Below are 25763 nucleotides of genomic sequence, written 5' to 3'. Positions count from 1 at the left end.
TGCGGCTGTTTCTTTGGCAATCCAGCCCAGCCACGAGCAAATACTCAGTTTGGAGGGAATGGCACATGTACAAGCAACTGGTGGATAGCAATGACAAGGCAGTGGAGAGAGGCTTGTCCCGGCAGGTGCTTGATCCAAATAGCCGATACTACGGTGGAACAATCGATCCCTACACAGGTATCGCCTGGGTTAATCATACGACCGGAACCCCTACGGATATGTGTTACTGGGGGGCAGCGCTTGCTAACCCCGATTCAATCTATTATCGGAATGAAGAGCTGTTACATCGCCTTCTACTGGCAACGGAGTTTGTGCTCCGTAACCAGCATGAAGACGGCTCCATATCTCCGGGATGGACCAACTATCATTCACCGCCAGACACAGCATTTGTCATTGTGGGGTATGCTCAGTTGTACCAGCTGCTTCAACAGCAGAATTGGGAGAAGCTCCAGCCTGTGCTGGACAACATGCGGTTGTTTTTGGAACGAACCGTACCCGTCATGCTTACAGGAGGTTGCCATACGCCGAACCATCGCTGGGTGTTATGCGCGGCTCTTGGTTTCCTGCATCAGCTGTTTGACCTGGAAGAGACAGTGAAGCGTGCAGAGCAGTGGCTAGCGGAAGGAATGGATATAACTCCAGATGGGGAGTGGACAGAACGCAGCAACGGAATCTATAACGCAGTTAGCGATATTATGCTGATCCATGCGGCTCGCTTGTTGAATCGTCCTGAACTGCTTGAGCCCGTCAGACTTAATCTGCGCATGATGGTGTACCTGGTACATCCGACAGGTGAGATTGTTACGGATTACTCGGGTCGTCAGGATCTGGGCAGTATGCATGACTTGTCCCCTTATTACCTGCCATATGCCATTCTTGCCCGGATGGACCATGATCCGCTCTTGGCCAACATGGCGAAATGGGCAGGCGATTCACTAACAGACCCTGGCGTATGTTCGGTCAATTCGCTCATTCGGTTATTGCTGGAGCCGGAGCTGCAGGAGATATATGAGGTGGAAGACGAACTGCCTAAGCAGTATGAGATCATGTTGAATGAACACTTTGCGCGTGAGGGTTATTTACAACAAATGGCGTCAGCAGGACATTATGGGCATATTTCTCATAGCCGGATGCATACGGACTTTGGCGCGCCTGTTGCCCGTATAAGGGATCATGCGACAAGCATAACCATAATGACGGAAGTGCCGTCCTTTTTCGCTCTTCGTCATGGCTCGGTGCGTCTGCTGGCCGTGCAGCTGGCCTCCTACTTCAATCCCGGCTATGTGCCAATGCAGAAGATGGACCGATTGCCCGCAGGATATCGTCTGAGGGGTGAGCAGAAGAAAGGCTATTATGCTCCAATTCCTGCAGATCAGCTGCCCGAGACTGTGAAAACTTCCACTAGCCCATGGTATGTGTTACCTCATCAGAACCGAGAACTTACCCATGAACAGACATTCCGTACGCAGGCGGAGGTTGTACAGACAGAGAAGGGGTGGAAGCTGGAACTGTCAGGCACCGAGCCAGAGGAGATCATGATGCAGTTGTCCTTCGTATTCGGAGATGAGGGAGAGCTGTCTTCCGGCGAACTGCTGGAGACGGATGGAGGTCACTATCTGTGGAAGGGCGGAACGCTTCGCTATTCCTGTGGAGAGGACTGGGTCGAGCTGGCCGGAGGCGAGATGGGCCATCTGGCAGCTACCGTACGCGAGGCGAGGTTACCAGACAGGTGCAAGGTTGTGCTGGTCAACTTCATGACACCGTTCAGAAAGACGATAGACATTACACTGTCACCGACGATGGCAGCGAAGTTGTAAATGGACAGGGATCTCCATTTTCAAAAGATAAATTCCTATGATATCCGGATGGCATTTCACCCTTCAAGGAGGATGGAATGCCATCTTTTTTATGTGCAATTTTTGCATAAAGCTCTTGAAACTACATGTTGAGAAGACCGCCGCCAGATGTGGTATACTGGAGAGTATGAATGAAAGCAAAGAGGAGGTGCCTTGGAAGATGAAGGGCAAGCTAGTGCGGGCAGAAGGACCCCTTGCCAATATTATACCGATTCACTTGGATGCTTCTTTCTTTTTCGAGAGAGCTGTCCGCTCGCTGGACCGTAATCATGTTGACAAGGCATTAAAATATTTTCGTAAAGCTGTTGAATATGAACCGGAAAATCCGGTGAACCATTGCAATATGGCGGGTATATTATCTGAGAAGGGAGATTACGAAGCTTCCAATGCCGTTCTGGCGCATGTGCTGGAGGTGGTAGATCCGTCCATGACGGAATGCTACTTCTATATGGCCAACAATTATGCGAATATGGACCGGTTTGAGGAAGCGGAGCAGGCACTTGTTACGTATTTGGAGGAGGACCCGCAGGGGCAGTTCATGACGGAAGCCGAAGAGATGATGGAGCTTCTGTATTATGAGCTGGATCGCCCGGCCAAGCTGAACCGGATCAAATCCCGTAAAGGTGTGGTTGAGCACGATCAGGCAAGAGAGCTGCTGGAAGAGGGGAAATTTGCTCAGGCAGCCGAACTTCTGGAGGGCATGTCACCCGACTACCCTGACTATTTGGCAGCTCGGAACAATCTCGCGCTGGCTTATTACTATATGGGACTGTTCCCCAAGGCGAGAGAGACGATTGCCGAAGTGCTGGAGCAGGAGCCGGGAAACCTGCATGCCTTGTGTAATCTCGCGATCTTCCACCAGAACGAGAATCGGGCAGACCAAGTGCTATTATTGATCAAAAAACTACGTGTCATCGTGCCTTACCAGAAGGAGCAGGTGTATAAATTGGCTACCACGATGGGGATTCTTGGGCAGCATGACTCGGCCTATACCCATTTCCGTCGGCTCTTGAAGGATGAAGAGACGGCAGCCGATCCGGCGCTTGCTCATTACGCGGCTGTGGCAGCATATAATACGGAGCGTTACGATGTTGCAGAGCGGCTATGGCGCCATGTGTCCAAGCTTGATCCGGGCTCAGAGGTTTCCAAGTTCTATCTGTCTGGTCTTGATGCAGTTCGGGAAGGGGAGCGTGAGCCGGAGAAGCTCAGCTATCACTACCATCTTCCGTTTGACGAGCAATTCAGACAATGGGAGAACTATGGTAACGGCATCCCCGAAGAGATGAAAAATGATCCGCTCATCCGTTCATCGTTCTTCTGGGCGCTGCGCCATGGAGATCGTGCAACCAAGCTTCAGGTCATTCATGCCTTGGCCATGATCGGTGATTATGAGGTGCAGCAAGCCTTGCAATCCTTCGTACAAGAGGCTGATGAAGATCAGGATCTGGTTGCTGCGGCTGAATCTGTGCTGAGCGGACTCCAAATGAAAGAGCAGAATCAGGGCAAGAACCATGATCAACAACCGGTATCCGGGATAACAGACCGTCTTCTCCCTAAGATGCAATCAAGCACAGTGCACGCCAAGTCGGAAACGACTTCGCACTGGCAAGCCGTTGTGGAGCGTGCTCTGCAGATGACAGAAGCGAAAGCGGAGCTGCAGCAGGAGATGGAACGGATCTGGACCGATTATGTATCCAGAGTGCATCCGGATGGTCCGGGGCTCAAGCAAATTGAAGGCTGGGCTGCGGGGCTTGAATATCTCGCGGCCAAAATCCACAGTCGTCCTGTTACCTATCAGAGTATAGCGGAACGGTACGGCATATCGGCTTCCACCGTTAGCAAATACGCACGGCAGATTGTTCGGGTGTGCGGAAGCATCCCGCCAACCGTGTAGTATACTGCGGGTTACATGTACCATTTTCTTGTTGGCCTTATAGATGAGCAACATGATGCGCTTGGAGACAGTTTGAGAAAGATCGGAATTTCATGAAGGATACAATTGCCTGCAAAACGGGTAAACTTAACGAATAGGCTTCGTCATATCACTCTAGAAGTTTTCCAGTCAACACACTCTCAACCTTATCAAGGAGGCTGTATCTATATGTCTAAATACAGAACGATTGTGATCGGAACCGGACCTGCAGGTTTGACGGCAGCGATATATCTGGCTCGTGCCAACCTGAATCCTTTGGTCATAGAAGGTCTGCAACCTGGAGGCCAGCTTACAACCACGACCGAGGTTGAAAACTTTCCAGGATTCCCTCAGGGCATTATGGGACCGGAATTAATGGATAACATGCGGAAGCAAGCAGAGCGCTTTGGAGCGGAATTCAAGAATGGCTGGGTAGAGGAAGTCGACTTCAGCAAGCCGCCATTCAAGGTGAAAGTCGGAGGCATTGGTGAGCTTGAGGCGGAGTCGATTATTATCTCTACCGGTGCTTCTGCCCGCTATCTCGGCATTCCGGGAGAGCAGGAGAATGTGGGACGCGGCGTAAGTACGTGCGCGACATGTGACGGATTCTTCTTCCGTGGCAAGAAAATCATTGTTGTGGGTGGCGGCGATTCCGCGATGGAGGAAGCCAGCTTCCTGACCCGTTTCGCAACAGACGTGACACTCGTTCACCGCCGGGACGAATTGCGGGCATCGAAGATCATGCAGGACCGGGCGCGCAGCAATGAGAAGGTGAAATGGGCTCTGAACCGGACACCGCTCGAAGTTGTGCCTGAGGCACTTGGTGTCAAGGGATTGAAGGTGCGCAATAACGAGACAGGTCAAGAGGAGCTGCTCGAAGCAGATGGCGTATTTGTAGCGATTGGCCACACGCCTAACACGGGCTTCCTGGGTAACCAGATTGCTCTGGATGATCACGGTTATGTTGTGGTGAAGCCAGGAACCACCGAAACGAACATTCCGGGTGTATTCGCCTGCGGTGACGTTCAGGATACGAAATACCGTCAAGCCATCACGGCTGCAGGCTCAGGCTGTATGGCGGCCATGGATTGTGAGAAGTACCTTGAAGGCAGTATTATCCACGATTGGAGCGAGACGCTGGATAAGTAAGCATGACCAAGGTAGTGCGCTGCATAAACTATAATAAGAGACAACGGGAAGTCTCATCACGTGAGAGAAGCCGGGAGGCTTCTCTTTTTTTGAAACCAAATGGACATGAGATCGTATACATAATGGGCATATTAGCTGCGAGGTGAAGATTTTGGGGGAAATGATTAAAGAGTGGTTAAAAAATGCAACAGTCAGACGCTTTTTGATTCTGCTGCTGTTTTGTTTGGTCCTGTTCAGCATGGGGAGTATGCTGCACATGATCTTGCTGCTATTTCTAGTGACGTATGTCATGAATCGGTTGCAGCAGTTTATTACGGGGAAACTAAATCGGCTATTTCCGATTAATTATAAAGTCGTCGTCATACTGCTCTATCTGATCGTCATTGCAGCCATTGTGCTGGGTATATCCAGATATTCACCGAGAATTGTCAATCAGGTCATTCAGTTAACCAATGAGATTATGACATTCTTCGATACCGCCGAAGGGGATAATCTGGCAGCCAAAGTGGCCAGCTTCCTTCAATCATACGACATCAAGAACTATGCGAACGATGCATTGAAGTATATATTTGCTCTAAGTAAATGGCTTGAGTTTATTCTGCTGGTCATCATACTCAGTCTGTTCTTCCTGCTGCAGAAGCAGGAGATCGTCAAGTTCACATCCAAGTTCAAAACGAGCAAGATCGGTTGGTTCTACAATGAAGTGGCTTATCTTGGGGACAAATTTGTATCGTCTTTTGGTAAAGTGATTGAGGCTCAGCTGATGATCGCCGTATTCAATACGGCTCTGACCATTCTGGGTCTATGGATACTCGGATTCCCGTATCTATTTGCTCTGACGATTCTCGTATTCCTGCTTAGCCTTGTACCGGTAGCGGGCGTTATTATATCATTGGTGCCTCTGTGTCTGATCGGCTATCAAATGGGCGGAATACAGCTGAGCATTATCGTTATCGTCATGATTGTCATCATTCATGCGCTGGAAACGTATTTCCTTAATCCAAAACTGATGGCGCATAAAACAAAGCTGCCGATGTTTTATACGTTTATCGTACTGATTCTGTCACAGCACTTCCTGGGAATCTGGGGCCTCATTATCGGTATTCCGATCTTTGTCTTCCTGCTTGATATCCTGGATGTCAACAAAATGGAGAAGACCGAAGAACCGGTACGTGTGGAAACCAAGCTATAACGATCGGGTCGATGACTTGTACTAGTGAAGATTATACGGTTGAAAAAGGTTAAAACGCCTCCCGTAAGGGGAGGCGTTTTTGTTTTGCGCACGGGCCAGAGGCCACATCTTTATATATATCGTTCGCCCGTGGATCGCGTCACTGGATGACGTAAATCCCATTTACAACCAGCCTTTCTCCTCAGCTACACTGACCGCTTCTATCCGATTTTTTGCCCCAAGCTTGTTAAAGGCATCCGACAGGTAATTACGCACGGTGCCGTACGAAAGATGGAGTGAGGTGGCAATATGATTGGCATTCATGCCGGTTGCTGCCAGTTTAAGACTTCTTTCTCCCGCTCTGTTAAGGGATTATTGACGGGATTAGTAAGAGTTGTCATGACTTTCAGATGACAACTGTCATCTTTTACGCATGGAACGAGTGATCATGAAATATCATGAGTTGAGGCTTCCCTTTCTAGTAGGGAATCGTGAAAGCTTGCGTTTTGGTAGAAGAGAGGAGAGGTTGTATACGTATACATGATATGGATGTGATGGGGTTAACAATCGCGGCGAAGCGTTCTGTATCAATGGTCTTATCGTCTTGACCCAGGCGTATCCTTCAATTATAGTTGGTACGTAGGATTAAACTATTTTAGATAGATAAAGGTGGCTTGCGGCATGTCTGAGAAAATCTACGTTGGGGTCGATCTCGGCGGAACAGCAATCAAGGTCGGTATATGCAATGAACAAGGTCAGCTTATGCATACGTATGAAGGGCCGACAGAAGTGGATAAGGGCGTAGATACGGTTATCGCCAACATCGAGAAGTATGTCCGTCATATCGTGGCAGAATCGCCATATAGCTGGGAGCAGCTTGAAGGTGTAGGGGCTGGGGTAGCCGGGTTCACGAATGTACGCGAGGGTATTATCGTTCTCGCTCCTAACATCGGATTTCGGAATGTAGCCATTCGTTCGGTTCTGGAAGAGCGTCTGGGCAAGCCAGTCAAAATAGATAACGATGCTAACGTTGCTGCACTGGGTGAAGCTTGGGCAGGTGCCGGCAAGGGCGTGGATAATTGCGTATGCTACACGCTGGGTACAGGTGTTGGCGGAGGCTTGATACTGAACGGCAAAATCTATCAGGGATTTTCCGGCATGGCGGGAGAACTGGGTCATGTCAGTGTTGTGCCTGATCTGGAAGCCATTCAGTGTGGTTGTGGTAAAATGGGATGTGTTGAAACCGTATCGTCCGCAACGGGCATTATCCGTATGGCGAAGGATGCGGTAGAACGCGGCGATCATACGTCACTGGCGCTCGTGGACAAAATTGCAGCCAAGGAAGTATTCGATGCAGCGAAAGCTGGAGATGAAGTGGCTCTGCGCATCGTAAATCGTGCTGCATTCTATCTGGGTAAATCCATGGCGGCTGTTGCTGCAGTCATAAACCCGGAAATGTTCATCATCGGGGGCGGTGTATCCAAAGCCGGTAATATCCTGTTTGACGAAGTACGTGCTGTATTTGCGAAACTGACACCTGAACCGCTGCAGGAAGGTGTTCAGATCCTGGAAGCAACTCTGGGCAACGATGCAGGAATTGTTGGCGCGGCAGGACTTCTCTTGCGTTCTTAGTAACCTCGGAACCATATGATTAGGCAGCAATATGATAAGGAGGGGACATTTATGCTTGAAGGTGAAGTTTCACCGGGCACAGGCGCCACGCTCATTATCATTACGGGCATGTCCGGAGCAGGCAAAACAATTGCGGTACAGAGCCTGGAGGATCTCGGCTTTTTCTGCGTGGATAATCTGCCACCGGTGTTGATTCCGAAATTTGCGGAACTGATTGAACAATCGAACGGCAAGATCGGTAAGGTAGCCCTCGTAATTGACCTGCGGGGACGGGAATTCTTTACGGCTTTGTCCGAGTCTTTGAACTATATAAAAGATCATTTTACCATTCATTGCGAAATTTTATTCCTGGATGCAACTGATTCTGTCCTTGTACAGCGCTACAAGGAGAGCAGACGCAGACATCCACTGGCTCCTGAGGGCATGCCGCTTGACGGCATCCGTCTGGAGCGCAAGATGCTGGAGGAGCTTAAGAATTCGGCTACCCAGGTACTGAACACAAGTACGATGAAGCCGGCGCAGTTAAAAGAGCGGATTATTTCTCGGTTTTCTCATTTGGAAAGTCATATGCTGTCGGTGAATATCACGTCGTTTGGATTTAAATATGGCATTCCAATCGATGCGGATCTGGTGTTTGATGTTCGTTTCCTGCCAAATCCGCATTATATTGATCATTTGCGTCCGAATACGGGGCAGAATAGTGATGTATATGAATATGTCATGAAATGGCCTGAGACACAGTCGTTTTTGACCAAACTGCTCGATATGCTGCACTTCCTGATTCCACAATACCGGAAGGAAGGCAAAAGTCAGGTGATTATCGGGATTGGATGTACTGGCGGCAAGCATCGTTCGGTAGCCATATCCGAATATTTGGGCAAAATGTTGGGAAGCAGCGAAACTGAAGCTGTTACCGTGAGCCATCGCGACGCTGACCGTGATCGTCATTGAAGAGGGTGAAGGGATGAAAGAAGCCGGACCACGAAGAGAACGTCCGAGAATTGTTGTAATGGGCGGCGGAACCGGGTTATCCGTGATGCTGCGCGGTTTGAAAGAGAAGCCGCTGGACATCACGGCCATCGTCACGGTTGCAGATGACGGTGGAAGTTCAGGCATCCTGCGCAACGAACTACAAATGCCGCCTCCGGGCGACATTCGTAACGTGCTTACGGCGCTGGCTGATGTTGAGCCATTGCTATCGGATATGCTGAATTATCGATTCAATACAGGCGCGGGGCTTGCAGGCCACAGCCTGGGTAATTTGATTTTGGCTGCAATGACGGATATTTCAGGCGACTTTGTAACCGCAGTGCGGGAACTTAGCCGCGTGTTTGCCGTTCGTGGTGAGGTATTGCCGGCAGCTGGGCAGGCGGTTGTGCTGCATGCGGAGATGGAGGATGGCTCAATCGTTACAGGCGAGTCCAAAATCCCTGAAGCAGGCGGACGCATCAAACGCGTTTTCCTTGAACCGGATCACGTGGAGCCGTTGCCAGAGGCTGTGGAGGCTATTCGCCAGGCAGATGCCATCCTGATTGGGCCAGGCAGCTTGTATACGAGCATTCTGCCTAACTTGTTAGTTCCCAAACTGGCAGAGGCTGTCGTCGAGGCAGAGGCCGTGAAGATGTTTATATGCAATGTGATGACACAGCCTGGAGAGACGGATAACTATACGGTGAGTGACCACCTCAAGGCGGTTCATGAGCACGTGGGGCATCAGCTCTTTGACTATGTTATTGTTAATAATGGTGAAATTCCGCTGCAGGTACAGAATAGGTATGCGGAAAAAGGAGCCAAACCGGTTGTTTTGGATATGGATGTACTAAAAAGTTCAGGCTATCAGGTGGTTGCGGATACACTTGTTCTGTTTAGAACCTATCTGCGTCATGATGCTGATAAGCTTAGTCACCACATCTATCAACTGGTACAAAATTGGATGTTACGGAAGAGGTGAAGTCCCATGTCGTTTGCAGCACAGACCAAAAAAGAATTAACCATGATTGAGAGTGAACCGTGCTGCGAAAAGGCGGAACTTTCAGCCCTCATCCGTATGCTAGGTGCGGTGCAGTTATCGAATAAAAAAGTTATCTTGGATATTTCGACGGAGAATGCCGCGATCGCAAGACGGGCATACTCTCTGCTTAAAAAGCATTTTCAAGTGCATACGGAATTGCTTGTCCGCAAAAAAATGCGGCTGAAAAAGAACAATGTATATATTGTTCGTATTCCGTCCATGGTACAGGAGATATTAAAGGATCTGTACATTGTATCGGAAGGCTTTTTGTTCACTCCAGGAATTAATCAGGAGCTGTTACGGAAAAACTGTTGTAAACGGGCTTATTTACGCGGCGCGTTTATGGCGGGTGGCTCAGTCAACAACCCTGAAGGATCCTCGTATCACCTGGAGATCGCATCCATGTATGAAGAGCACTGTCAGGCCCTCGTGGATCTGGCTAATGAATTTCATCTCAACGCCCGGTGTATAGAACGCAAAAAAGGATTCATCCTATACATTAAGGAAGGCGAGAAAATTATTGAGCTGCTTAGCATCATTGGTGCGCATCAAGCCTTGTTCAAGTTTGAGGATGTACGGATTATGCGGGATATGCGTAATTCCGTTAACCGGATCGTCAACTGTGAGACAGCTAACCTGAACAAGACGATCGGGGCTGCAGTGAGACAGATTGATAATATCAAGCTGCTGCAAAAGGAAGTCGGTTTGGAGTCTTTGCCTGAGAAGCTGCGTGAAGTTGCAGAGGTCAGACTGGCACATCCTGACATTAACCTGAAGGAAGTTGGCGAGCTGTTAAAAGGTACCGTCAGCAAATCGGGTGTCAACCATCGGCTTCGCAAGATCGACGAGTTGGCTGAGAAAGTGCGGAATGAACGTCACGGTTAACGGATTTGGACCTGGTTGAATAATCAGAATTGTTCTGGTTTTTTTTCTTCTAGTGTCCTGCGCGGGTTAATGGTATAATGTTATAAATATAATTGTGTATTTAATGTCTAGATTTCTAATAGGGGGTAAGTTTCCATGACAAAGCACCCGGTAGTTGTCCGTTTGAAAACGGGTCTCCATGCCAGACCTGCGGCACTGTTCGTTCAAGAAGCGAATAAGTACTCATCTGAAGTGTTCGTCGAGAAGGACGACAAAAAAGTTAATGCAAAAAGTATCATGGGGATCATGAGCCTTGCAATCAGTACTGGTACAGAAATCCAAATTAGTGCTGAAGGCGCGGACGCCGAACAGGCTGTAAACGCTTTAGTGAGTTTGGTGAGCAAGGAAGAACTTGAAAACCAATAAGATATGATTAACATGACATGAAGAAGTCCCGCAAGGGGCTTTTTTGCGTTATCCGGATAATCAAGTGCAACATTCTGGAAAATAGCTCCGTCTGATAAGGTATCAAACTGCTTTGAGATTGAGATCTTAAATATAAGGAGGCTATGCGTAATGGGTAAACAATGGATGAAACCGCTTGGTGCGGTATTGGTGGCAGGAACATTGCTCGTGGGTGGTACAGCGTGGGTGGCACCGGGGAATTATGCCTATGCTGCTGAAGTACAAGGGGTACAGCAAAATGTGATTAATGTAGTGGGCAAAGGTGAGATTCAGGTAAAGCCGGATATCGCTTATCTGTCGATCGGAGTGAATAGCACAGCTGAGACAGCAGCCTCCGCCCAAAAGGCAAATGCTGCAAAAATTCAAAAGGTATCCAACCTGCTGAAGAATACGTGGAAAATCAGTGCAGACGACATTCAGACCAGTCAATTCTATGTACAGCCAAACTATACGTATAGCGATAAAGAAGGTCAGAAAGTTAAAGGCTATACCGCTCATCATACGCTGACGATTACGTACCGTGAAATGGACAAGATTGGTGAACTGCTGGATGCTGCTTCACAGGCAGGTGCCAACAATATCGAGAATGTACGCTTTACGGTAGAAAATCCGGAAAACTTCGAAGCACAAGTGATCGAGAAGGCAGTTGCCAATGCAGAGGTGAAAGCAGGAGCGATTGCCAAGGCGGTTAAACGTCAATTGGGTGCTGTGTTGTCTGTAACTCAAGGTGATGCCAATGTGCCTGTGCTCTATGCAACAGAAAGTTCGACGGCCAAGGACATGGCAATGTCTGCTGCGGGTACAGAAATTGAAACAGGTCAGGTAAAAGTAAGCACAACGCTTAACATTACGTATGAAATGAAATAACTGTAGACGTAGATGAAGGTATGAAGAGACTGTGTCCAATCGGGCAGGGTCTCTTTTGTTATAAAGAAGAGCTTTAATGAAGTTAGGCCATTAACATTCTTGCTACAACGAGGATAATGACGTTGATTTGATGTCTTTTTTGTATATTTGTTCGTGACAAAACCTTTACCAAATGGATTTGGATTGAACAACATTGTAACTGGTGCTGTAAACCTTTCCTGAATTGGGTTAATTATAATAAAGAGGTGAGCGTATGAAATATGCGATCAGGATACATACGCAATGAACCATAGGAAAATTCGAGAGGAGTTTTATATATGACATCATGGAAAAAGTGGACAAGTGCATTACTCGCGGCAGGAATTATTGTAGGTAGTGGGGCGGTATGGCAGGATAACTCCGTGCAGGCAGCTTCGGTTACGTCCAAAGTTACGGCATCCACAGATGTTACATTGAAGTCTGCAGGCAAAACGTTGACACAAAAGGGACTTCTACAAGGTGGATCCACGTGGGTATCCCTCACTGCTGTTAAGGATGTAGCTGGTGGTACTTTAACCTATAACGCAAAAACAAAAGAGTACGCACTGACTGCAGCGAATAACACGATGAAAATCAGCCTGGCGGATGGTGAACCGTCGCTAAGAGTAAATAATTATTATCCTAACGTTGAAGCGAAGCTGATCAAGGGACGTCTGTACATTCCTTTTTCAGCGATGAGAGATTATTTGGGAGTTCAAGGCAGCTGGGATGGTAAAACCAAAACACTGGCGCTGAGCAAAGTGAAGCAAAATAGCGTGAAAGTGAAATCAGCAACCGTGAAAGTGGACATCAAAAATGCTGAGGTGGATATTCAATATCCGCAGGTGAGTGGACTTGCTAGCGATGAAGCCGAAGCGGCTATCAACAAAGTGTTGAAAGACGAAGTGGATGCATTCGTAGCTGCTTTCAAGAAGCAAACGGCCGAATACGGAACGGCAGCAGCCAACCGTCCATATGCATTCGAGAGCACCTATGTGGTGACGTACAACGAGAACGGCGTGCTGGGATTGGTTACTCAGCGTTATGAGGATTATGCCGGAGCCCACGGGATGACTACACGGACAGGTCACACCTTCGCGCTGGATACAGGTAAAGAGCTAAGTCTTGATGATGTGCTGCAAAACAACAAAACAATGCGCGATACGCTTGGCAAAAAGGTTGGTGAACAGCTTAAGGCTCACGGTGGTTACCTGGACGGCTATAAAGGTCTGAACAAGGACCAGGACTTCTATGTAACACCTACAGGGGTAGTTGTGTTCTTCCAACTGTATGAGTACACTGCTTATGCAGAAGGTTTCCCGGAATTCCCGTTTACGTACAAAGAGTTACTTCCTAAAGGCACACAGCCATTCAGTGGAATTGCAGCAGAGTAATTATTCGATATCATTCTAAAAAAAAGAGCGCCCCTCGTCATGATCATGACAAGGGGCGCTTCTTCGTAGTATGAACAGGTCAATCAGATTGGCCTGTTCATATCTTCAATATACAGTTACCTCGGCTTATACGCCTTGGGAGCCAACGTTTGCGATGACTTTATCAATGATACCGTAATCGGCAGCTTCAGCAGCACTCATGAAGTAGTCACGGTCTGTATCTTTCTCGATGCGCTCCAGTGGTTGACCTGTGCGCTCAGCGATGATGCGGTTCAAGGTATCACGCATTTTCAGAATGCGGCGGGCACGGATTTCGATATCCGAAGCCTGACCTTGTGCGCCGCCCAGCGGCTGGTGAATCATGATCTCACTGTTAGGCAGTGCAAAACGTTTGCCTTTTGCACCTGCATTGAGCAAGAATGCGCCCATGGAAGCAGCCATACCTACACAGATGGTAGATACATCAGGTTTGATAAATTGCATTGTATCGTAAATGGCCATACCGGCTGTAATGGATCCGCCTGGGCTGTTGATGTATAGATGAATGTCTTTCTCCGGATCTTCCGCAGCGAGGAACAACATCTGTGCCATGATGGCATTCGCAACAACGTCATTTACATCGCTGCCTAGAAAGATAATACGATCCTTCAGCAATCTGGAATAGATGTCATAGGCGCGCTCACCGCGGTTGCTCTGTTCAACGACCATAGGAATATAACTCACGTGAAAAACCTCCTCGGAAATGTACATGGAATAGTGTATCTATTTAAACTGTTACCGTATTACCCACATCATAAACAATTTCAAACAAAAAGTCAAAGAAAGTCAAACTAACTTTGAAAAAAAAGAAACCTTTACGGTTCCATTGGTTAAAAGGGTTATGAGTTGCTAATCAAGAATGGCGCGCCCGCCAAGAATCGAACTTGGATCTCAGGCTTCGGAGGCCTACGTCATATCCATTGGACCACGGGCGCACGTTGATGTGACAGCAATAATGATTATAGCTCATGGAATCCTGAATTGCAAGAGATATGATCAAGCTTATGGTTTGGAATGACCTGAAATTGATCATGATGATGAAGAATGGATAAAGAGAGCATTTAAGTAAATGCTAAGAGAAGTTTTGGACAGGTTGCATGAAGCACGATCCTGGAGTCAATAGAAGCGATATATAGATGAGAAATTTGGTTTTCTTCTATATATGGTATGAATGCGGCTGCGCTTTCCTGTGGAAGTCGGAGATTGTGAAAATAAGCGCGTACAATGGCCCAAAACGTTGTGAAATAAGGCTTTTGAAACACTTGCATGTCACGTCAGTTTTAGGTAGAATAGACGTGGGACTTAAAAAGTTAACCCGGGACATTTTAGGGCCATGAAAGAGAGCTTGGAACGAGAAGCTTGCGGGAGTGGAAAGCATGCGAACGATTTTAGAAGTGCAAAAGCAGCTTCTGCCTGATCTCATGGATGTCTTGAAGAAGAGGTATACGATTCTGCACCAGATCATGTTATCGGATGTGATCGGGAGAAGGACGTTAGCCAATTCCATGCAGATGACCGAGCGGGTTCTGAGGGCTGAGACCGATTTGTTAAAGGCTCAGGGACTTATTGAAATTGACAGTGCAGGGATGAAGATCAGTGAGGCAGGGCATGATTTGCTGCAGCAGTTAGAGCCAGTAGCCAAAGAGCTGTTCGGATTATCCGAGCTGGAAGAACGCATCAAGCAAGCCTACGGTCTGCAAAAGGTAGTTGTCGTTCCCGGCGATTCGGACATTTCTCCATTTGCCAAACGGGAACTGGGTAAGGCTGGAGCGAAGGCTCTTAGTCAAGTAATGAATGATAACGACGTTGTTGCCGTTACAGGCGGATCAACAACGGCAGGAGTAGCAGAGCAGCTGACTCCGCCAACTTCGCTAAAAGGTGTATGGTTCGTACCGGCACGCGGCGGATTGGGAGAAAGCCTCGAAATTCAGGCCAATACGATTGCATCGACAATGGCAAAACGGGTAGGAGCACAATACAAACTCCTGCATGTACCGGATTTGCTTAGTGATCATGCCTATGAATCGTTAATTCAGGACCCTAGCGTCCAGGAGATTCTTCAGCTGATCAGACAGTCACGCATCGTAATACACGGAATCGGTGATGCCGTGGAGATGGCGCGAAGACGCAAACTTGCAACGGAGATCATAGAAGAGCTTCAGGAGCAAGGAGCCGTATCTGAATCCTTCGGTTATTATTTTAACGATCAGGGTGAAGTGGTACATACCATGCTCACTCTGGGCATGCGACTTCAGGATATTGAACGGACCGATGTGGTGATCGGAATTGCGGGTGGCAAAAGTAAGGCAGCTGCCATTCACTCCGTACTGCGATTCGGACAGGAAGATATTCTGATTATTGATGAGGCAGCTGCCGAAGTCATCGTTGCCGAAATGGAATAAAGTTTTTCTTTTACCACAACTCTTGTTGTCTTGACGGACTTCACCGTCTGTCTTGAATATATAGCTTCATAAAAAAATTAAATCAAAACTTGGGAGGAACTTACTCATGATTAAAGTAGGTATTAACGGTTTTGGACGTATTGGTCGCTTGGCATTCCGCCGTATTCAAAATGTAGAGGGCATTGAAGTAGTAGCAATCAACGACTTGACTGACGCTAAAATGCTGGCTCATTTGCTTAAATATGATACAACTCAAGGTCGCTTCGATGGCGATGTTGAAGTACACGACGGCTTCTTCAAAGTGAACGGCAAAGAAGTTAAAGTACTGGCTAACCGTAACCCAGAAGAACTTCCTTGGGGCGACCTGGGCGTAGACATCGTTCTGGAATGTACTGGATTCTTCACAACGAAAGAAGCAGCTGAGAAGCACCTTAAAGGCGGCGCTAAAAAAGTTGTTATCTCCGCACCAGCTACTGGTGACATGAAAACCATCGTTTACAACGTAAACCATGAAATCCTCGACGGTACTGAAACTGTAATCTCCGGCGCATCTTGCACAACAAACTGCCTGGCTCCTATGGCAAAAACACTGCAAGACAAATTCGGAATCGTTCAAGGCTTGATGACTACAATTCACGCTTACACTGGCGACCAAAACACATTGGATGCTCCACACCCTAAAGGTGACTTCCGTCGTGCTCGCGCAGCAGCTGAAAACATCATCCCTAACACAACTGGTGCTGCTAAAGCAATCGGTTTGGTTATCCCTGAACTGCAAGGTAAATTGGATGGTGCAGCTCAACGTGTACCGGTAGCTACTGGTTCCCTGACTGAGCTCGTAACTGTTCTTGGACAAAAAGTAACTGCTGATGAAGTTAACGCAGCAATGAAAGAAGCTTCCGATCCACAAACTTTCGGATACACTGAAGACGAAATCGTATCTTCCGATATCCAAGGTATCACTTTCGGTTCCCTGTTTGATGCAACTCAAACTAAAGTTCTGACTGTGGGCGACCAACAACTGGTTAAAACTGTAGCTTGGTATGACAACGAAATGTCCTACACAGCTCAATTGGTTCGCACTTTGGAGCACTTTGCAAAAATGATTAAGTAATATCTGCAATAACATAGAGCGGAAACAGATGCTATTGTTTCCGCTCTTTATCTATCAACATTTTGCAAATTTCTCAAAAACACCAGGATGGACAGGGGATTTGGGCTCCTGATCGATCCACCAAATACATGGGTGCGGAGGAAATACAGATGAACAAAAAAAGTGTACGCGATATCGAATTGACAGGAAAACGGGCTTTTGTCCGTGTAGATTTCAATGTGCCGCTCGAAGATGGTAAAATTACAGATGACAAACGTATTCGTGCAACACTGCCAACGATCAACTACTTGATCGAAAAAGGTGCGAAAGTCATTCTTGCGAGCCACATGGGTCGTCCAAATGGCGAAGTTGTGGAATCCTTGCGTTTGACTCCAGCGGCTGAGCGTTTGTCCGAGCTGCTTGGTAAAAAAGTGGTTAAAGCTGACGATTCCATCGGTGAAACCGTTAAAGCGCAAGTTGCTGAACTGAACAACGGTGACGTATTGTTGCTTGAAAACGTTCGTTTCCATGCAGGCGAAGAGAAAAACGATCCAGAACTGGCAAAACAATTTGCTGAACTGGCTGACGTTTTCGTTAACGATGCTTTCGGAGCGGCTCACAGAGCACATGCTTCAACAGAAGGTATCGCTCACTTGCTGCCAGCAGTATCCGGTCTGTTGATGGAGAAAGAACTTGACGTGCTCGGCAAAGCCATTTCCAACCCTGAGCGTCCGTTCACTGCAATCATTGGCGGATCCAAAGTTAAGGACAAAATCGATGTAATCGACAACCTGCTTAACATTGCAGACAACGTAATCATCGGTGGAGGATTGTCCTATACATTCATGAAGGCTCAAGGCCACGAAGTAGGCCAATCCCTGTTGGATGAGTCCAAACTGGATGTAGCTCTGGGCTTCATCGAAAAAGCGAAAAAACTGGGTAAAAACTTCTATCTGCCAGTAGATATCGTCATTTCTGATGATTTCAGCGCTAACGCAAATACAAAAGTTGTTGAAGTTGGCGACATTCCTGCAGATTGGGAAGGTATCGACATCGGTCCTAAAACACGTGAGATCTATGCTGACGTTGTTAAAAACTCCAAACTTGTTGTATGGAACGGACCAATGGGCGTATTCGAAATCGAGCCTTTCTCCCACGGTACTCGTGCAGTGGCGGAAGCTTGTGCAACAACGGATGCTTACACAGTAATCGGTGGTGGCGACTCCGCAGCAGCAGCTGAGAAGTTCAAACTGGCTGATAAAATGGACCACATCTCCACAGGTGGCGGTGCATCACTGGAATTCATGGAAGGCAAAGTGCTTCCAGGCGTAGTTGCATTGAACGACAAGTAAGTTTTAAGCTATAGCATGAAGGAGTTGAAAACCATGAGAACACCGATTATCGCAGGTAACTGGAAAATGTTCAAAACGGTTTCCGAATCCAATGACTTCATTCAGGAAGTTAAAGGAAAAGCGGAAGTTGAAGGCGTAGAGACTGTAATCTGTGCACCGTTTACGAATCTGCCTACATTGGTAGAGGCTGTGAAAGGCACAAACATCAAAATTGGTGCTCAAAATCTTCATTTTGAAGACAACGGTGCATTCACTGGTGAAATCAGCGGCGTAATGCTGAAAGATCTGGGCGTGGATTATGTAATTATTGGTCACTCGGAGCGCCGTCAATATTTTGCGGAAACCGATGAGACTGTCAATAAAAAGCTGCATGCAGCATTCCGTCACGGATTGACTCCAATCTTCTGTCTTGGTGAGACACTTGAAGAGCGCGAAGCAAACCAAACAAAAGACGTATGCAAAGTGCAAACGGAAGCTGCTTTTGCAGGTTTGTCTGCAGATCAAGCGGCACAAGTGGTTATCGCTTATGAACCAATCTGGGCGATTGGTACAGGTAAATCCTCCACATCCCAAGATGCGAATGAAGTTATTGCTTACATCCGCAGCCTGGTGAAGGATCTGTACGACGAGAAGGTTGCAAGTGCAGTTCGTATTCAATACGGCGGCAGTGTTAAACCAGAAAACGTAACAGAATACCTCGGACAAAGCGACATCGACGGCGCGCTTGTTGGCGGTGCCAGCTTGCAGCCGGCTTCGTTCATCGCGCTTGTTGAGGGGGCGAAGTAATGACAGCTCCAAAACCTGTAGCACTGATCATCATGGATGGCTTTGGTCTTCGTAACACGGTGGAAGGCAACGCAGTAGCGCAAGCCAAAAAGCCGAACTACGATCGCTTCATGAGCCAATTCCCACACACAACTCTCACTGCTTGCGGTGAAGCTGTAGGTTTGCCAGAAGGGCAAATGGGGAACTCCGAGGTAGGACACCTGAACATTGGTGCCGGCCGGATCGTATACCAGGATTTGACCCGTATCTCCAAATCGATTCGTGACGGAGAGTTCTTCGACAACGAAACACTTGTCAAAGCTGTGCGCGAAGCGAAACAAAACGGTAAAAAGCTTCACCTTTACGGATTGTTGTCTGATGGCGGCGTACATAGTCACATCGACCACTTGTTTGCCATGCTGGATCTGGCTAAAAAAGAAGAAATGAATGACGTTTATATTCATGCCTTCCTGGATGGCCGTGACGTTATGCCGGATAGCGGTAAAGACTTCATGAAGAAGCTGATCGCCAAAATTGAGGAAGTCGGTGTAGGACAAATCGCAACGGTTCAAGGTCGCTACTATGCGATGGACCGTGACAAACGTTGGGAACGTGTTGAGAAATCATATCGTGCCATCGTTTATGGTGATGGACCAAAATACAACGATCCACTCAGAGCGGTTGAAGAATCGTATGAGAAGTCCGTATTTGACGAATTCGTTGAGCCAACGGTTATCGTTAAAGCGGATGGTGAGCCGGTAGGTTTGGTAGAAAGCGGTGATTCCGTAATCTTCCTGAACTTCCGTCCTGACCGTGCGATTCAGCTGTCGCAAGTATTCACGAACAAGGATTTCCGTGGTTTCGACCGCGGTCCGAAGTTCCCAGAAGGCTTGCACTTTGTCTGCCTGACGTTGTTCAGTGAAACGGTTGAAGGTTATGTGGCTTACTCGCCTAAAAATCTCGACAATACACTGGGTGAAGTTCTGGTTCAGAACAACAAGAAACAGCTGCGTATTGCTGAAACCGAGAAATACCCGCATGTTACTTTCTTCTTCAGCGGTGGACGTGATGTTGAGCTTCCAGGCGAAACTCGCGTGCTGATCAACTCACCAAAAGTTGCGACGTATGATCTGCAACCGGAGATGAGCGCTTACGAAGTAGCTGATGCATGTGTTCGCGAGATTGAAGCAGACAAACATGATGCGATCATTCTGAACTTCGCCAACCCGGATATGGTTGGACACTCCGGCATGCTGGAGCCTACCATTAAGGCGGTTGAAGTGACAGATGAGTGCATGGGACGTGTTGTTGATGCAGTGCTTGCCAAAGGCGGCGTAGTACTCATCACTGCTGACCATGGTAACGCGGATATGGTATTCGATGAGCAAGGACGTCCGTTCACTGCTCATACAACGAACCCGGTTCCATTTATCGTTACAGACCCTAACGTAACCTTGCGTGAAGGTGGAATCCTGGCCGATATCGCGCCAACGATTCTGGACCTGATGCAATTGCCTAAACCGGAAGAAATGACAGGTACATCGGTCATCGCTACCCGTAAATAAGTTACACAGCCACATATACAAAGTGGGAAGTTTGGAGTTTGCCCCCGAACGAAGGAAGCAGAAATGGTCTGAAGAAACGAAGTGTTCGCCTTTATCACATGATTTCAACTTATTAAAAATAAGTTCAAAGAAATCAGGGGATAACAGCGATCGGAAGGCGATTCTGCTGACGTAGTGGCATAAGGGCAAACACAAGTAGTCCCAAATTTAAATAAATTTAAATTAAAAGGAGATTATCACTCATGACTATTATTTCTGACGTGTACGCTCGCGAAGTCCTCGACTCCCGCGGTAACCCTACAGTTGAAGTTGAAGTATACCTGGAGTCCGGCGCAATCGGACGCGCAATCGTTCCATCTGGTGCATCCACTGGTGCCCACGAAGCTGTTGAGCTTCGCGATGGTGACAAATCCCGCTACCTGGGTAAAGGCGTTCTGCAAGCTGTTAAAAACGTAAACGAAACAATCGCTCCAGAAGTAATCGGTATGGACGCTTTGGATCAACTGGGTATCGATAAAATGATGATCGCTTTGGATGGTACGCCAAACAAAGGTAAACTGGGTGCTAACGCAATCCTGGCTGTATCCATGGCTGTAGCTCGCGCAGCTGCTGACGCTCTGGACCTGCCACTGTATGTTTACCTGGGCGGATTCAACGCTAAAGCACTGCCAGTACCAATGATGAACATCATCAACGGTGGTGAGCATGCTGACAACAACATCGACGTTCAAGAGTTCATGGTTCTTCCTGTTGGAGCACCAACATTCAAAGAAGCTCTTCGCGTAGGCGCAGAAATCTTCCACAACCTGAAATCCGTACTGAGCTCCAAAGGCCTGAACACAGCTGTGGGTGACGAAGGTGGTTTCGCACCGAACCTTGGTTCGAACGAAGAAGCAATCACTACAATCATCGAAGCGATTGAAAAAGCTGGATACAAACCAGGTGTTGACGTATTCCTGGGTATGGACGTAGCTTCCACTGAGTTCTACAAAGATGGTAAGTACACACTTGCTGGCGAAGGTAAATCTTACACTTCCGCTGAGTATGTTGACCTTCTGGCTTCATGGGTTGAGAAATACCCAATCATCACAATCGAAGACGGTATGTCCGAAGACGACTGGGATGGCTGGAAATTGCTCACTGAAAAACTGGGAGACAAAGTACAACTCGTTGGTGACGACTTGTTCGTAACGAACACGGAGCGTCTGGAAAAAGGTATCAACGAAGGTATTGGTAACTCCATCCTGATCAAAGTTAACCAAATCGGTACGCTGACTGAAACATTCGATGCAATCGAAATGGCTAAACGTGCAGGATACACAGCTGTAATCTCCCACCGTTCCGGTGAGTCCGAAGACAGCACAATCGCTGACATCGCGGTTGCAACAAATGCAGGACAAATCAAAACAGGTGCACCTTCCCGTACAGACCGTATCGCGAAGTACAACCAATTGCTCCGCATCGAGGATCAACTGGGCGAACTGGCTCAATACAATGGTCTTAAAGGATTCTACAACCTTAAAAAATAAGCTGTGTTCACAGCTTCAAGGGCAAGCCGGGTAACCGGCTTGTCTTTTTCATTTCTTTATAACATAGACAGTATCATGGATAAGGTTGTAGATTGGGAATAGCTGTGGTACAATTAAAGTAACTGTTTTTATGGTGAGATGTTATGCCCACATGGGTAGGAGGTGGAAAGAATGGATATTGCTTTGAAATTGCTGCTCGTTGTTTTCTCGATCGGTCTAATCACTGTAGTATTGCTGCAGCACGGGAAAAGCGCTGGTTTGGCGGGTGCCATCTCCGGTGGTGCGGAACATCTTTTCGGTAAAACGAAAGCGCGCGGATTGGATCTTTTCCTGCAACGTGCAACCGTTGTACTGGGAGCAGGATTTATGATCTTGGCTATCATTGTTACAGTCATTTCCAAGTAAGGAAGGCTGTATTGATCGGTAGATCGAGCATATATGAATGAACGACCTAAGATGATGAACCTTCGTTTCGAGAAGAAACGGAGGTTTTTTAATACATTGGCGCATGTCCAAAGTTTACCAACTACTTTTTTTCAACCCATGTAATCTTCGGTTCCCCACTTCCATTTCGTTTTCCTTCCCGTTACTTAGCCCAATTGCGTACTTAGTGGTTCAATACGAACGACTTTGCTCCATACATTTCATCTTTATTTCATCTTTGAACGTCGTTCTTTAAGGAATTTGTTATCCTAAAATCCAATGAAAACGTGTACTCATGATGTGAAGTGCTGCATTCAGCTAAGGTTTGGATTATTTTGCGGGGTACGGATGCGGTGGATTGAATTCGTGTATACTAGGGTATGAGATAGTGAGGGCATGTGTTACGTGGCATGAAAATTGCAAAATTTCCGATACATAAAGACAGGATACAAACCAGATTACACTTTTACGTTTCCCGAGGTGAATATTAATGATAACAGAACAACAATTGCTCGACTTCATGCGGGAAACCGCTTATAAACCGATGACCTATCAGGAGCTGGAACAGCACTTCGAGATTGAAGATGCAGCTGATTTCAAAGCCTTTTTGATCATGCTGAATACACTGGAGGAATCCGGCAAGATTCTGCTTACCCGTAACAACAGGTACGGCATGCCTGAACGCATGAACCTGGTTCGCGGAAGGCTGCAGGCACATGCGAAGGGATTTGCTTTTCTCATCCCTGAGGATAAAGAGCATCCGGATGTCTACATCCATGCCAATGATATGAAGAGCGCGATGAACGGGGACACGGTCCTTGTTAAAGTGACGTCTCAGGGTCCATCCAACGGACGTTTGGAAGGCGAGATCGTACGCATTGTTACCCGTGCAGTTACCCAAGTGGTTGGTGTGTTCCAAAACCATGAGGTATATGGCTTCGTCATTCCGGACGATAAGCGGATTAACCGTGATATTTTCATTCCGCGTACGAATTCTGCCGGGGCTGTAGATGGACAAAAAGTCGTTGCCAAAATCGTGAGCTACCCGGAAGGTCGCGCTGCGGCAGAAGGCGAAATTATTGAGATTCTTGGACATAAGGATGATCCAGGCATTGATATATTGTCTGTCATTCGTAAGCATCAGCTGCCGGAAGCATTCCCTGATGAAGTGGTGGAAGAAGCAGAACAAGCTCCGGAATCCATTACGGATGAAGAGATTGTACAGCAGGGCCGCCGTGACTTGCGTGGATTAAACATCGTAACCATCGATGGCGAAGACGCCAAGGATCTCGACGATGCCGTCAATGTGGAGAAGCTGCCGAACGGGAACTACCGTCTGGGTGTTCATATTGCGGATGTCGGATACTATGTACGCGAGAACTCCAAACTGGATCAGGAAGCATATAACCGCGGATGCAGTGTGTACTTGGTAGACCGTGTTATTCCGATGCTGCCGCATCGTCTATCGAACGGGATCTGCAGTTTGAACCCACAGGTGGATCGCCTTACGCTGTCCTGTGAAATGGAGTTCAACGACCAGATGAAGGTTGTGAAGCACGACATTTTCACGAGTGTGATCAAAACCAAAGAGCGTATGACGTATGCCAACGTTCGTAAAATTCTTGAAGGCGAAGAGCCGGAATTGCTGGAGCGCTACAAGGATCTGGTGGATGACTTCCATCTGATGAAAGAAATTGCCCTCAAGCTTCGCGCGATGCGCATGCGCCGGGGTGCGGTTGACTTTGATTTTGAAGAATCCAAAATCATCGTGAACGAAGAAGGCAAACCTGTAGATATCGTCAAACGCGAGCGTTCCATTGCAGAGCAAATCATTGAAGAATTCATGCTGGCGGCCAATGAGACCGTGGCAGAGCACTTCCACTGGTTGAAGGTTCCGTTTATCTATCGTGTGCATGAAGATCCCGATCAGGAAAAATTGCAAAACTTCCTCGCTTTTGCAGCGAACTTCGGACACCATGTAAAAGGACGCGGTAACGCGATTCACCCTCGTGCACTTCAGTCCCTGCTTGAGGATATCAATGGAACGAAGGAACAGACGGTGATCAGTACGATGATGCTGCGTTCCATGAAGCAGGCGAAGTATGATGCGGAGATGTCAGGACACTTTGGCCTCGCGGCTGAGTTCTATAGTCACTTCACATCACCAATTCGTCGTTACCCCGATCTGGTTATTCACCGTGTCATTCGGGAAGTGATTGAGAACAAGGGTGCGCTGCCTGAGAATCGTCAGGAATACCTGGCGTCACGCATGTCCGATATTGCGCAGCAATCATCTGAGCGTGAACGTGTGGCGGTTGAAGCCGAGCGGGATACAGAGAAAATGAAGAAAGCTGAGTACATGCTCGATAAGGTCGGCGAAGAATTCGAGGGCATGATCAGCAGTGTAACCAGCTTCGGCATGTTCATTGAACTCGAGAATACGGTAGAAGGCTTGATCCGATTGAGTGCACTGACGGACGACTATTACCACTTTGACGATCAGCATATGGCTCTCATTGGTGAGCGAACCTCGAAAGTGTTCCGTATCGGAGATGAGGTGAAGATTCGTGTTGCTCGCGTGAGCATGGAAGAATACACGATTGACTTTGAAATGGTGGATATGAAGCCACGCAGCGAACGGCCAGGCGGCTTTGGTGGCGGCAACCGAGGCGGCAGAGGTGGACGTCCTGCTGGCGGTGGTGGCCGGAGTGGCGCCAAAGGCGGTTCTGGTGGATTCAGTGGCTCGCGTGGAGGCAAAGGCGGAGGAAGCCGCGGTGGAAGAGCACCGGAAGAGAGCAGCAAGGGTGGACGTGGCAGCTTCAGTGGAAAAGGTGGCGGTAAACCGAAAGGTGAACGCCGCACGGGAGATGCCAGTGCACCAGCTGCTCGCAGCAAAGGAACTGGAGCGGTAAGCTTTGGTTTTGGATCGGGTAAAGGTGGGTATAGCTCCGCGCCGTCCAGTCAGGACAGCGGCACTGGCGCTCAAGGGACTGATCTGAACAGCGGTAAAGGCCGTGGCGAAGGCAGCTTCAAATCTGGCAAGGGCGGCGGAAAAGGTGGCGGTGGACGCAAAAAGACGTCACCTAGCGGTATCTTTATCGGCGAAGCAGCTACACCTGGAGGTACGCAAGAAGCCGGAGCTCCGCGCCGTAAACGGAAAAAGAACAAAGGTGCTTCCGCTAATGGAACAGCCGCTTTTGTACGGAAGAAGAAAAAGTAATATTCGTTTCGTACAGCATGAAATGTGTGTAATGAG

20 protein-coding genes, 1 tRNA gene and 1 pseudogene are annotated in these 25763 nt (G+C 47.9%); 19 read left to right on the top strand and 3 right to left on the bottom strand.

Going from position 1 to position 25763, the window contains the following annotated elements:
• The first annotated feature begins 65 nt into the window (after window positions 1–65).
• The 4 genes from PIL01S_RS26575 (at window position 66) to PIL01S_RS26560 (ending at window position 6109) form a co-directional block, all read left to right on the top strand.
• Window positions 66–1817 carry a hypothetical protein gene (locus PIL01S_RS26575; protein ID WP_127540607.1) on the top strand — a complete coding sequence of 584 codons (1752 nt, stop codon included), beginning with the start codon at window positions 66–68 and terminating at the stop codon, window positions 1815–1817.
• A gap of 199 nt (window positions 1818–2016) precedes the next feature.
• Window positions 2017–3750: a tetratricopeptide repeat protein gene (locus tag PIL01S_RS26570; RefSeq protein WP_127540605.1), complete on the top strand. Its 1734-nt coding sequence runs from the start codon at window positions 2017–2019 to the stop codon at window positions 3748–3750.
• Between the two features lie 207 nt (window positions 3751–3957).
• On the top strand, window positions 3958–4917 hold the full coding sequence (gene trxB, locus PIL01S_RS26565; RefSeq protein WP_095293000.1) for a thioredoxin-disulfide reductase: 960 nt from the start codon (window positions 3958–3960) through the stop codon (window positions 4915–4917).
• Between the two features lie 160 nt (window positions 4918–5077).
• The gene (locus PIL01S_RS26560; RefSeq protein WP_095362072.1) at window positions 5078–6109 is read left to right on the top strand and encodes an AI-2E family transporter; all 1032 of its coding nucleotides are present in this window, start codon (window positions 5078–5080) and stop codon (window positions 6107–6109) included.
• Between the two features lie 162 nt (window positions 6110–6271).
• Here the strand turns inward: PIL01S_RS26560 and PIL01S_RS26555 are convergent.
• Window positions 6272–6462: pseudogene (locus PIL01S_RS26555) on the bottom strand (response regulator transcription factor); the annotation flags it as partial.
• A 307-nt stretch (window positions 6463–6769) separates the two neighbouring features.
• Here PIL01S_RS26555 and PIL01S_RS26550 point away from each other — a divergent pair.
• From PIL01S_RS26550 to PIL01S_RS26520, 7 genes are all read left to right on the top strand, one after another.
• A complete protein-coding gene (locus PIL01S_RS26550; RefSeq protein ID WP_127540603.1) occupies window positions 6770–7720 on the top strand; it encodes an ROK family glucokinase in 951 nt (316 codons plus the stop codon).
• Window positions 7721–7771: 51 nt separating this feature from the next.
• Window positions 7772–8671 carry an RNase adapter RapZ gene (rapZ, locus tag PIL01S_RS26545; RefSeq protein ID WP_095293011.1) on the top strand — a complete coding sequence of 300 codons (900 nt, stop codon included), beginning with the start codon at window positions 7772–7774 and terminating at the stop codon, window positions 8669–8671.
• Window positions 8672–8684: 13 nt separating this feature from the next.
• Window positions 8685–9671: a gluconeogenesis factor YvcK family protein gene (locus tag PIL01S_RS26540; RefSeq protein WP_127540601.1), complete on the top strand. Its 987-nt coding sequence runs from the start codon at window positions 8685–8687 to the stop codon at window positions 9669–9671.
• A gap of 6 nt (window positions 9672–9677) precedes the next feature.
• On the top strand, window positions 9678–10616 hold the full coding sequence (whiA, locus tag PIL01S_RS26535; protein WP_095293015.1) for a DNA-binding protein WhiA: 939 nt from the start codon (window positions 9678–9680) through the stop codon (window positions 10614–10616).
• Window positions 10617–10751: 135 nt separating this feature from the next.
• On the top strand, window positions 10752–11021 hold the full coding sequence (locus tag PIL01S_RS26530) for an HPr family phosphocarrier protein (protein WP_017691248.1): 270 nt from the start codon (window positions 10752–10754) through the stop codon (window positions 11019–11021).
• A gap of 150 nt (window positions 11022–11171) precedes the next feature.
• Window positions 11172–11927 carry an SIMPL domain-containing protein gene (locus PIL01S_RS26525; protein ID WP_127540600.1) on the top strand — a complete coding sequence of 252 codons (756 nt, stop codon included), beginning with the start codon at window positions 11172–11174 and terminating at the stop codon, window positions 11925–11927.
• 317 nt (window positions 11928–12244) lie between these two features.
• Window positions 12245–13339 carry a PdaC/SigV domain-containing protein gene (locus PIL01S_RS26520; protein WP_127540597.1) on the top strand — a complete coding sequence of 365 codons (1095 nt, stop codon included), beginning with the start codon at window positions 12245–12247 and terminating at the stop codon, window positions 13337–13339.
• Between the two features lie 126 nt (window positions 13340–13465).
• Here the strand turns inward: PIL01S_RS26520 and clpP are convergent, their stop codons facing one another.
• On the bottom strand, window positions 13466–14062 hold the full coding sequence (clpP, locus tag PIL01S_RS26515) for an ATP-dependent Clp endopeptidase proteolytic subunit ClpP (protein ID WP_095293022.1): 597 nt from the start codon (window positions 14060–14062) through the stop codon (window positions 13466–13468).
• A gap of 176 nt (window positions 14063–14238) precedes the next feature.
• A tRNA-Arg gene (locus PIL01S_RS26510) sits at window positions 14239–14313 on the bottom strand.
• Between the two features lie 441 nt (window positions 14314–14754).
• On the opposite strand from PIL01S_RS26510, the gene PIL01S_RS26505 reads away from it, so the two are divergent.
• The 8 genes from PIL01S_RS26505 to rnr all read left to right on the top strand — a co-directional run bounded on the left by PIL01S_RS26505 (window position 14755) and on the right by rnr (window position 25727).
• Window positions 14755–15780, top strand: coding sequence for a sugar-binding transcriptional regulator (locus tag PIL01S_RS26505; protein WP_095362035.1), 1026 nt, complete (start codon window positions 14755–14757; stop codon window positions 15778–15780).
• A 106-nt stretch (window positions 15781–15886) separates the two neighbouring features.
• Complete coding sequence (gene gap, locus PIL01S_RS26500; protein WP_095293026.1) at window positions 15887–16894, top strand: type I glyceraldehyde-3-phosphate dehydrogenase; 1008 nt, start codon at window positions 15887–15889, stop codon at window positions 16892–16894.
• 149 nt (window positions 16895–17043) lie between these two features.
• The gene (locus PIL01S_RS26495) at window positions 17044–18225 is read left to right on the top strand and encodes a phosphoglycerate kinase (protein ID WP_095362034.1); all 1182 of its coding nucleotides are present in this window, start codon (window positions 17044–17046) and stop codon (window positions 18223–18225) included.
• A gap of 33 nt (window positions 18226–18258) precedes the next feature.
• On the top strand, window positions 18259–19011 hold the full coding sequence (tpiA, locus tag PIL01S_RS26490; RefSeq protein ID WP_095293028.1) for a triose-phosphate isomerase: 753 nt from the start codon (window positions 18259–18261) through the stop codon (window positions 19009–19011).
• On the top strand, window positions 19011–20555 hold the full coding sequence (gpmI, locus tag PIL01S_RS26485) for a 2,3-bisphosphoglycerate-independent phosphoglycerate mutase (RefSeq protein ID WP_095293030.1): 1545 nt from the start codon (window positions 19011–19013) through the stop codon (window positions 20553–20555). Before tpiA ends, gpmI begins: the two co-directional genes overlap by 1 nt.
• A 242-nt stretch (window positions 20556–20797) precedes the next feature.
• Complete coding sequence (gene eno, locus PIL01S_RS26480) at window positions 20798–22084, top strand: phosphopyruvate hydratase (RefSeq protein ID WP_095293032.1); 1287 nt, start codon at window positions 20798–20800, stop codon at window positions 22082–22084.
• 171 nt (window positions 22085–22255) lie between these two features.
• On the top strand, window positions 22256–22489 hold the full coding sequence (secG, locus tag PIL01S_RS26475; RefSeq protein WP_095293034.1) for a preprotein translocase subunit SecG: 234 nt from the start codon (window positions 22256–22258) through the stop codon (window positions 22487–22489).
• 508 nt (window positions 22490–22997) lie between these two features.
• Complete coding sequence (rnr, locus tag PIL01S_RS26470; protein ID WP_127540595.1) at window positions 22998–25727, top strand: ribonuclease R; 2730 nt, start codon at window positions 22998–23000, stop codon at window positions 25725–25727.
• Window positions 25728–25763: the final 36 nt, after the last annotated feature.

The sequence above is a fragment of the Paenibacillus illinoisensis NBRC 15959 genome (assembly GCF_004000925.1).
Taxonomy (GTDB): domain Bacteria; phylum Bacillota; class Bacilli; order Paenibacillales; family Paenibacillaceae; genus Paenibacillus; species Paenibacillus illinoisensis.
Note: the sequence above shows the minus strand (reverse complement) of the source record. Positions and strands in the feature narration are given on the sequence as shown.

Excerpts from the sequence above, each read along its gene's own strand:
- PIL01S_RS26575 (WP_127540607.1), top strand. The coding sequence starts at position 66 with ATGTACAAGCAACTGGTGGATAGCAATGACAAGGCAGTGGAGAGAGGC.
- PIL01S_RS26570 (WP_127540605.1), top strand. The coding sequence starts at position 2,017 with ATGAAGGGCAAGCTAGTGCGGGCAGAAGGACCCCTTGCCAATATTATA.
- trxB (WP_095293000.1), top strand. The coding sequence starts at position 3,958 with ATGTCTAAATACAGAACGATTGTGATCGGAACCGGACCTGCAGGTTTG.
- PIL01S_RS26560 (WP_095362072.1), top strand. The coding sequence starts at position 5,078 with ATGATTAAAGAGTGGTTAAAAAATGCAACAGTCAGACGCTTTTTGATT.
- PIL01S_RS26550 (WP_127540603.1), top strand. The coding sequence starts at position 6,770 with ATGTCTGAGAAAATCTACGTTGGGGTCGATCTCGGCGGAACAGCAATC.
- rapZ (WP_095293011.1), top strand. The coding sequence starts at position 7,772 with ATGCTTGAAGGTGAAGTTTCACCGGGCACAGGCGCCACGCTCATTATC.
- PIL01S_RS26540 (WP_127540601.1), top strand. The coding sequence starts at position 8,685 with ATGAAAGAAGCCGGACCACGAAGAGAACGTCCGAGAATTGTTGTAATG.
- whiA (WP_095293015.1), top strand. The coding sequence starts at position 9,678 with ATGTCGTTTGCAGCACAGACCAAAAAAGAATTAACCATGATTGAGAGT.
- PIL01S_RS26530 (WP_017691248.1), top strand. The coding sequence starts at position 10,752 with ATGACAAAGCACCCGGTAGTTGTCCGTTTGAAAACGGGTCTCCATGCC.
- PIL01S_RS26525 (WP_127540600.1), top strand. The coding sequence starts at position 11,172 with ATGGGTAAACAATGGATGAAACCGCTTGGTGCGGTATTGGTGGCAGGA.
- PIL01S_RS26520 (WP_127540597.1), top strand. The coding sequence starts at position 12,245 with ATGACATCATGGAAAAAGTGGACAAGTGCATTACTCGCGGCAGGAATT.
- PIL01S_RS26505 (WP_095362035.1), top strand. The coding sequence starts at position 14,755 with ATGCGAACGATTTTAGAAGTGCAAAAGCAGCTTCTGCCTGATCTCATG.
- gap (WP_095293026.1), top strand. The coding sequence starts at position 15,887 with ATGATTAAAGTAGGTATTAACGGTTTTGGACGTATTGGTCGCTTGGCA.
- PIL01S_RS26495 (WP_095362034.1), top strand. The coding sequence starts at position 17,044 with ATGAACAAAAAAAGTGTACGCGATATCGAATTGACAGGAAAACGGGCT.
- tpiA (WP_095293028.1), top strand. The coding sequence starts at position 18,259 with ATGAGAACACCGATTATCGCAGGTAACTGGAAAATGTTCAAAACGGTT.
- gpmI (WP_095293030.1), top strand. The coding sequence starts at position 19,011 with ATGACAGCTCCAAAACCTGTAGCACTGATCATCATGGATGGCTTTGGT.
- eno (WP_095293032.1), top strand. The coding sequence starts at position 20,798 with ATGACTATTATTTCTGACGTGTACGCTCGCGAAGTCCTCGACTCCCGC.
- secG (WP_095293034.1), top strand. The coding sequence starts at position 22,256 with ATGGATATTGCTTTGAAATTGCTGCTCGTTGTTTTCTCGATCGGTCTA.
- rnr (WP_127540595.1), top strand. The coding sequence starts at position 22,998 with ATGATAACAGAACAACAATTGCTCGACTTCATGCGGGAAACCGCTTAT.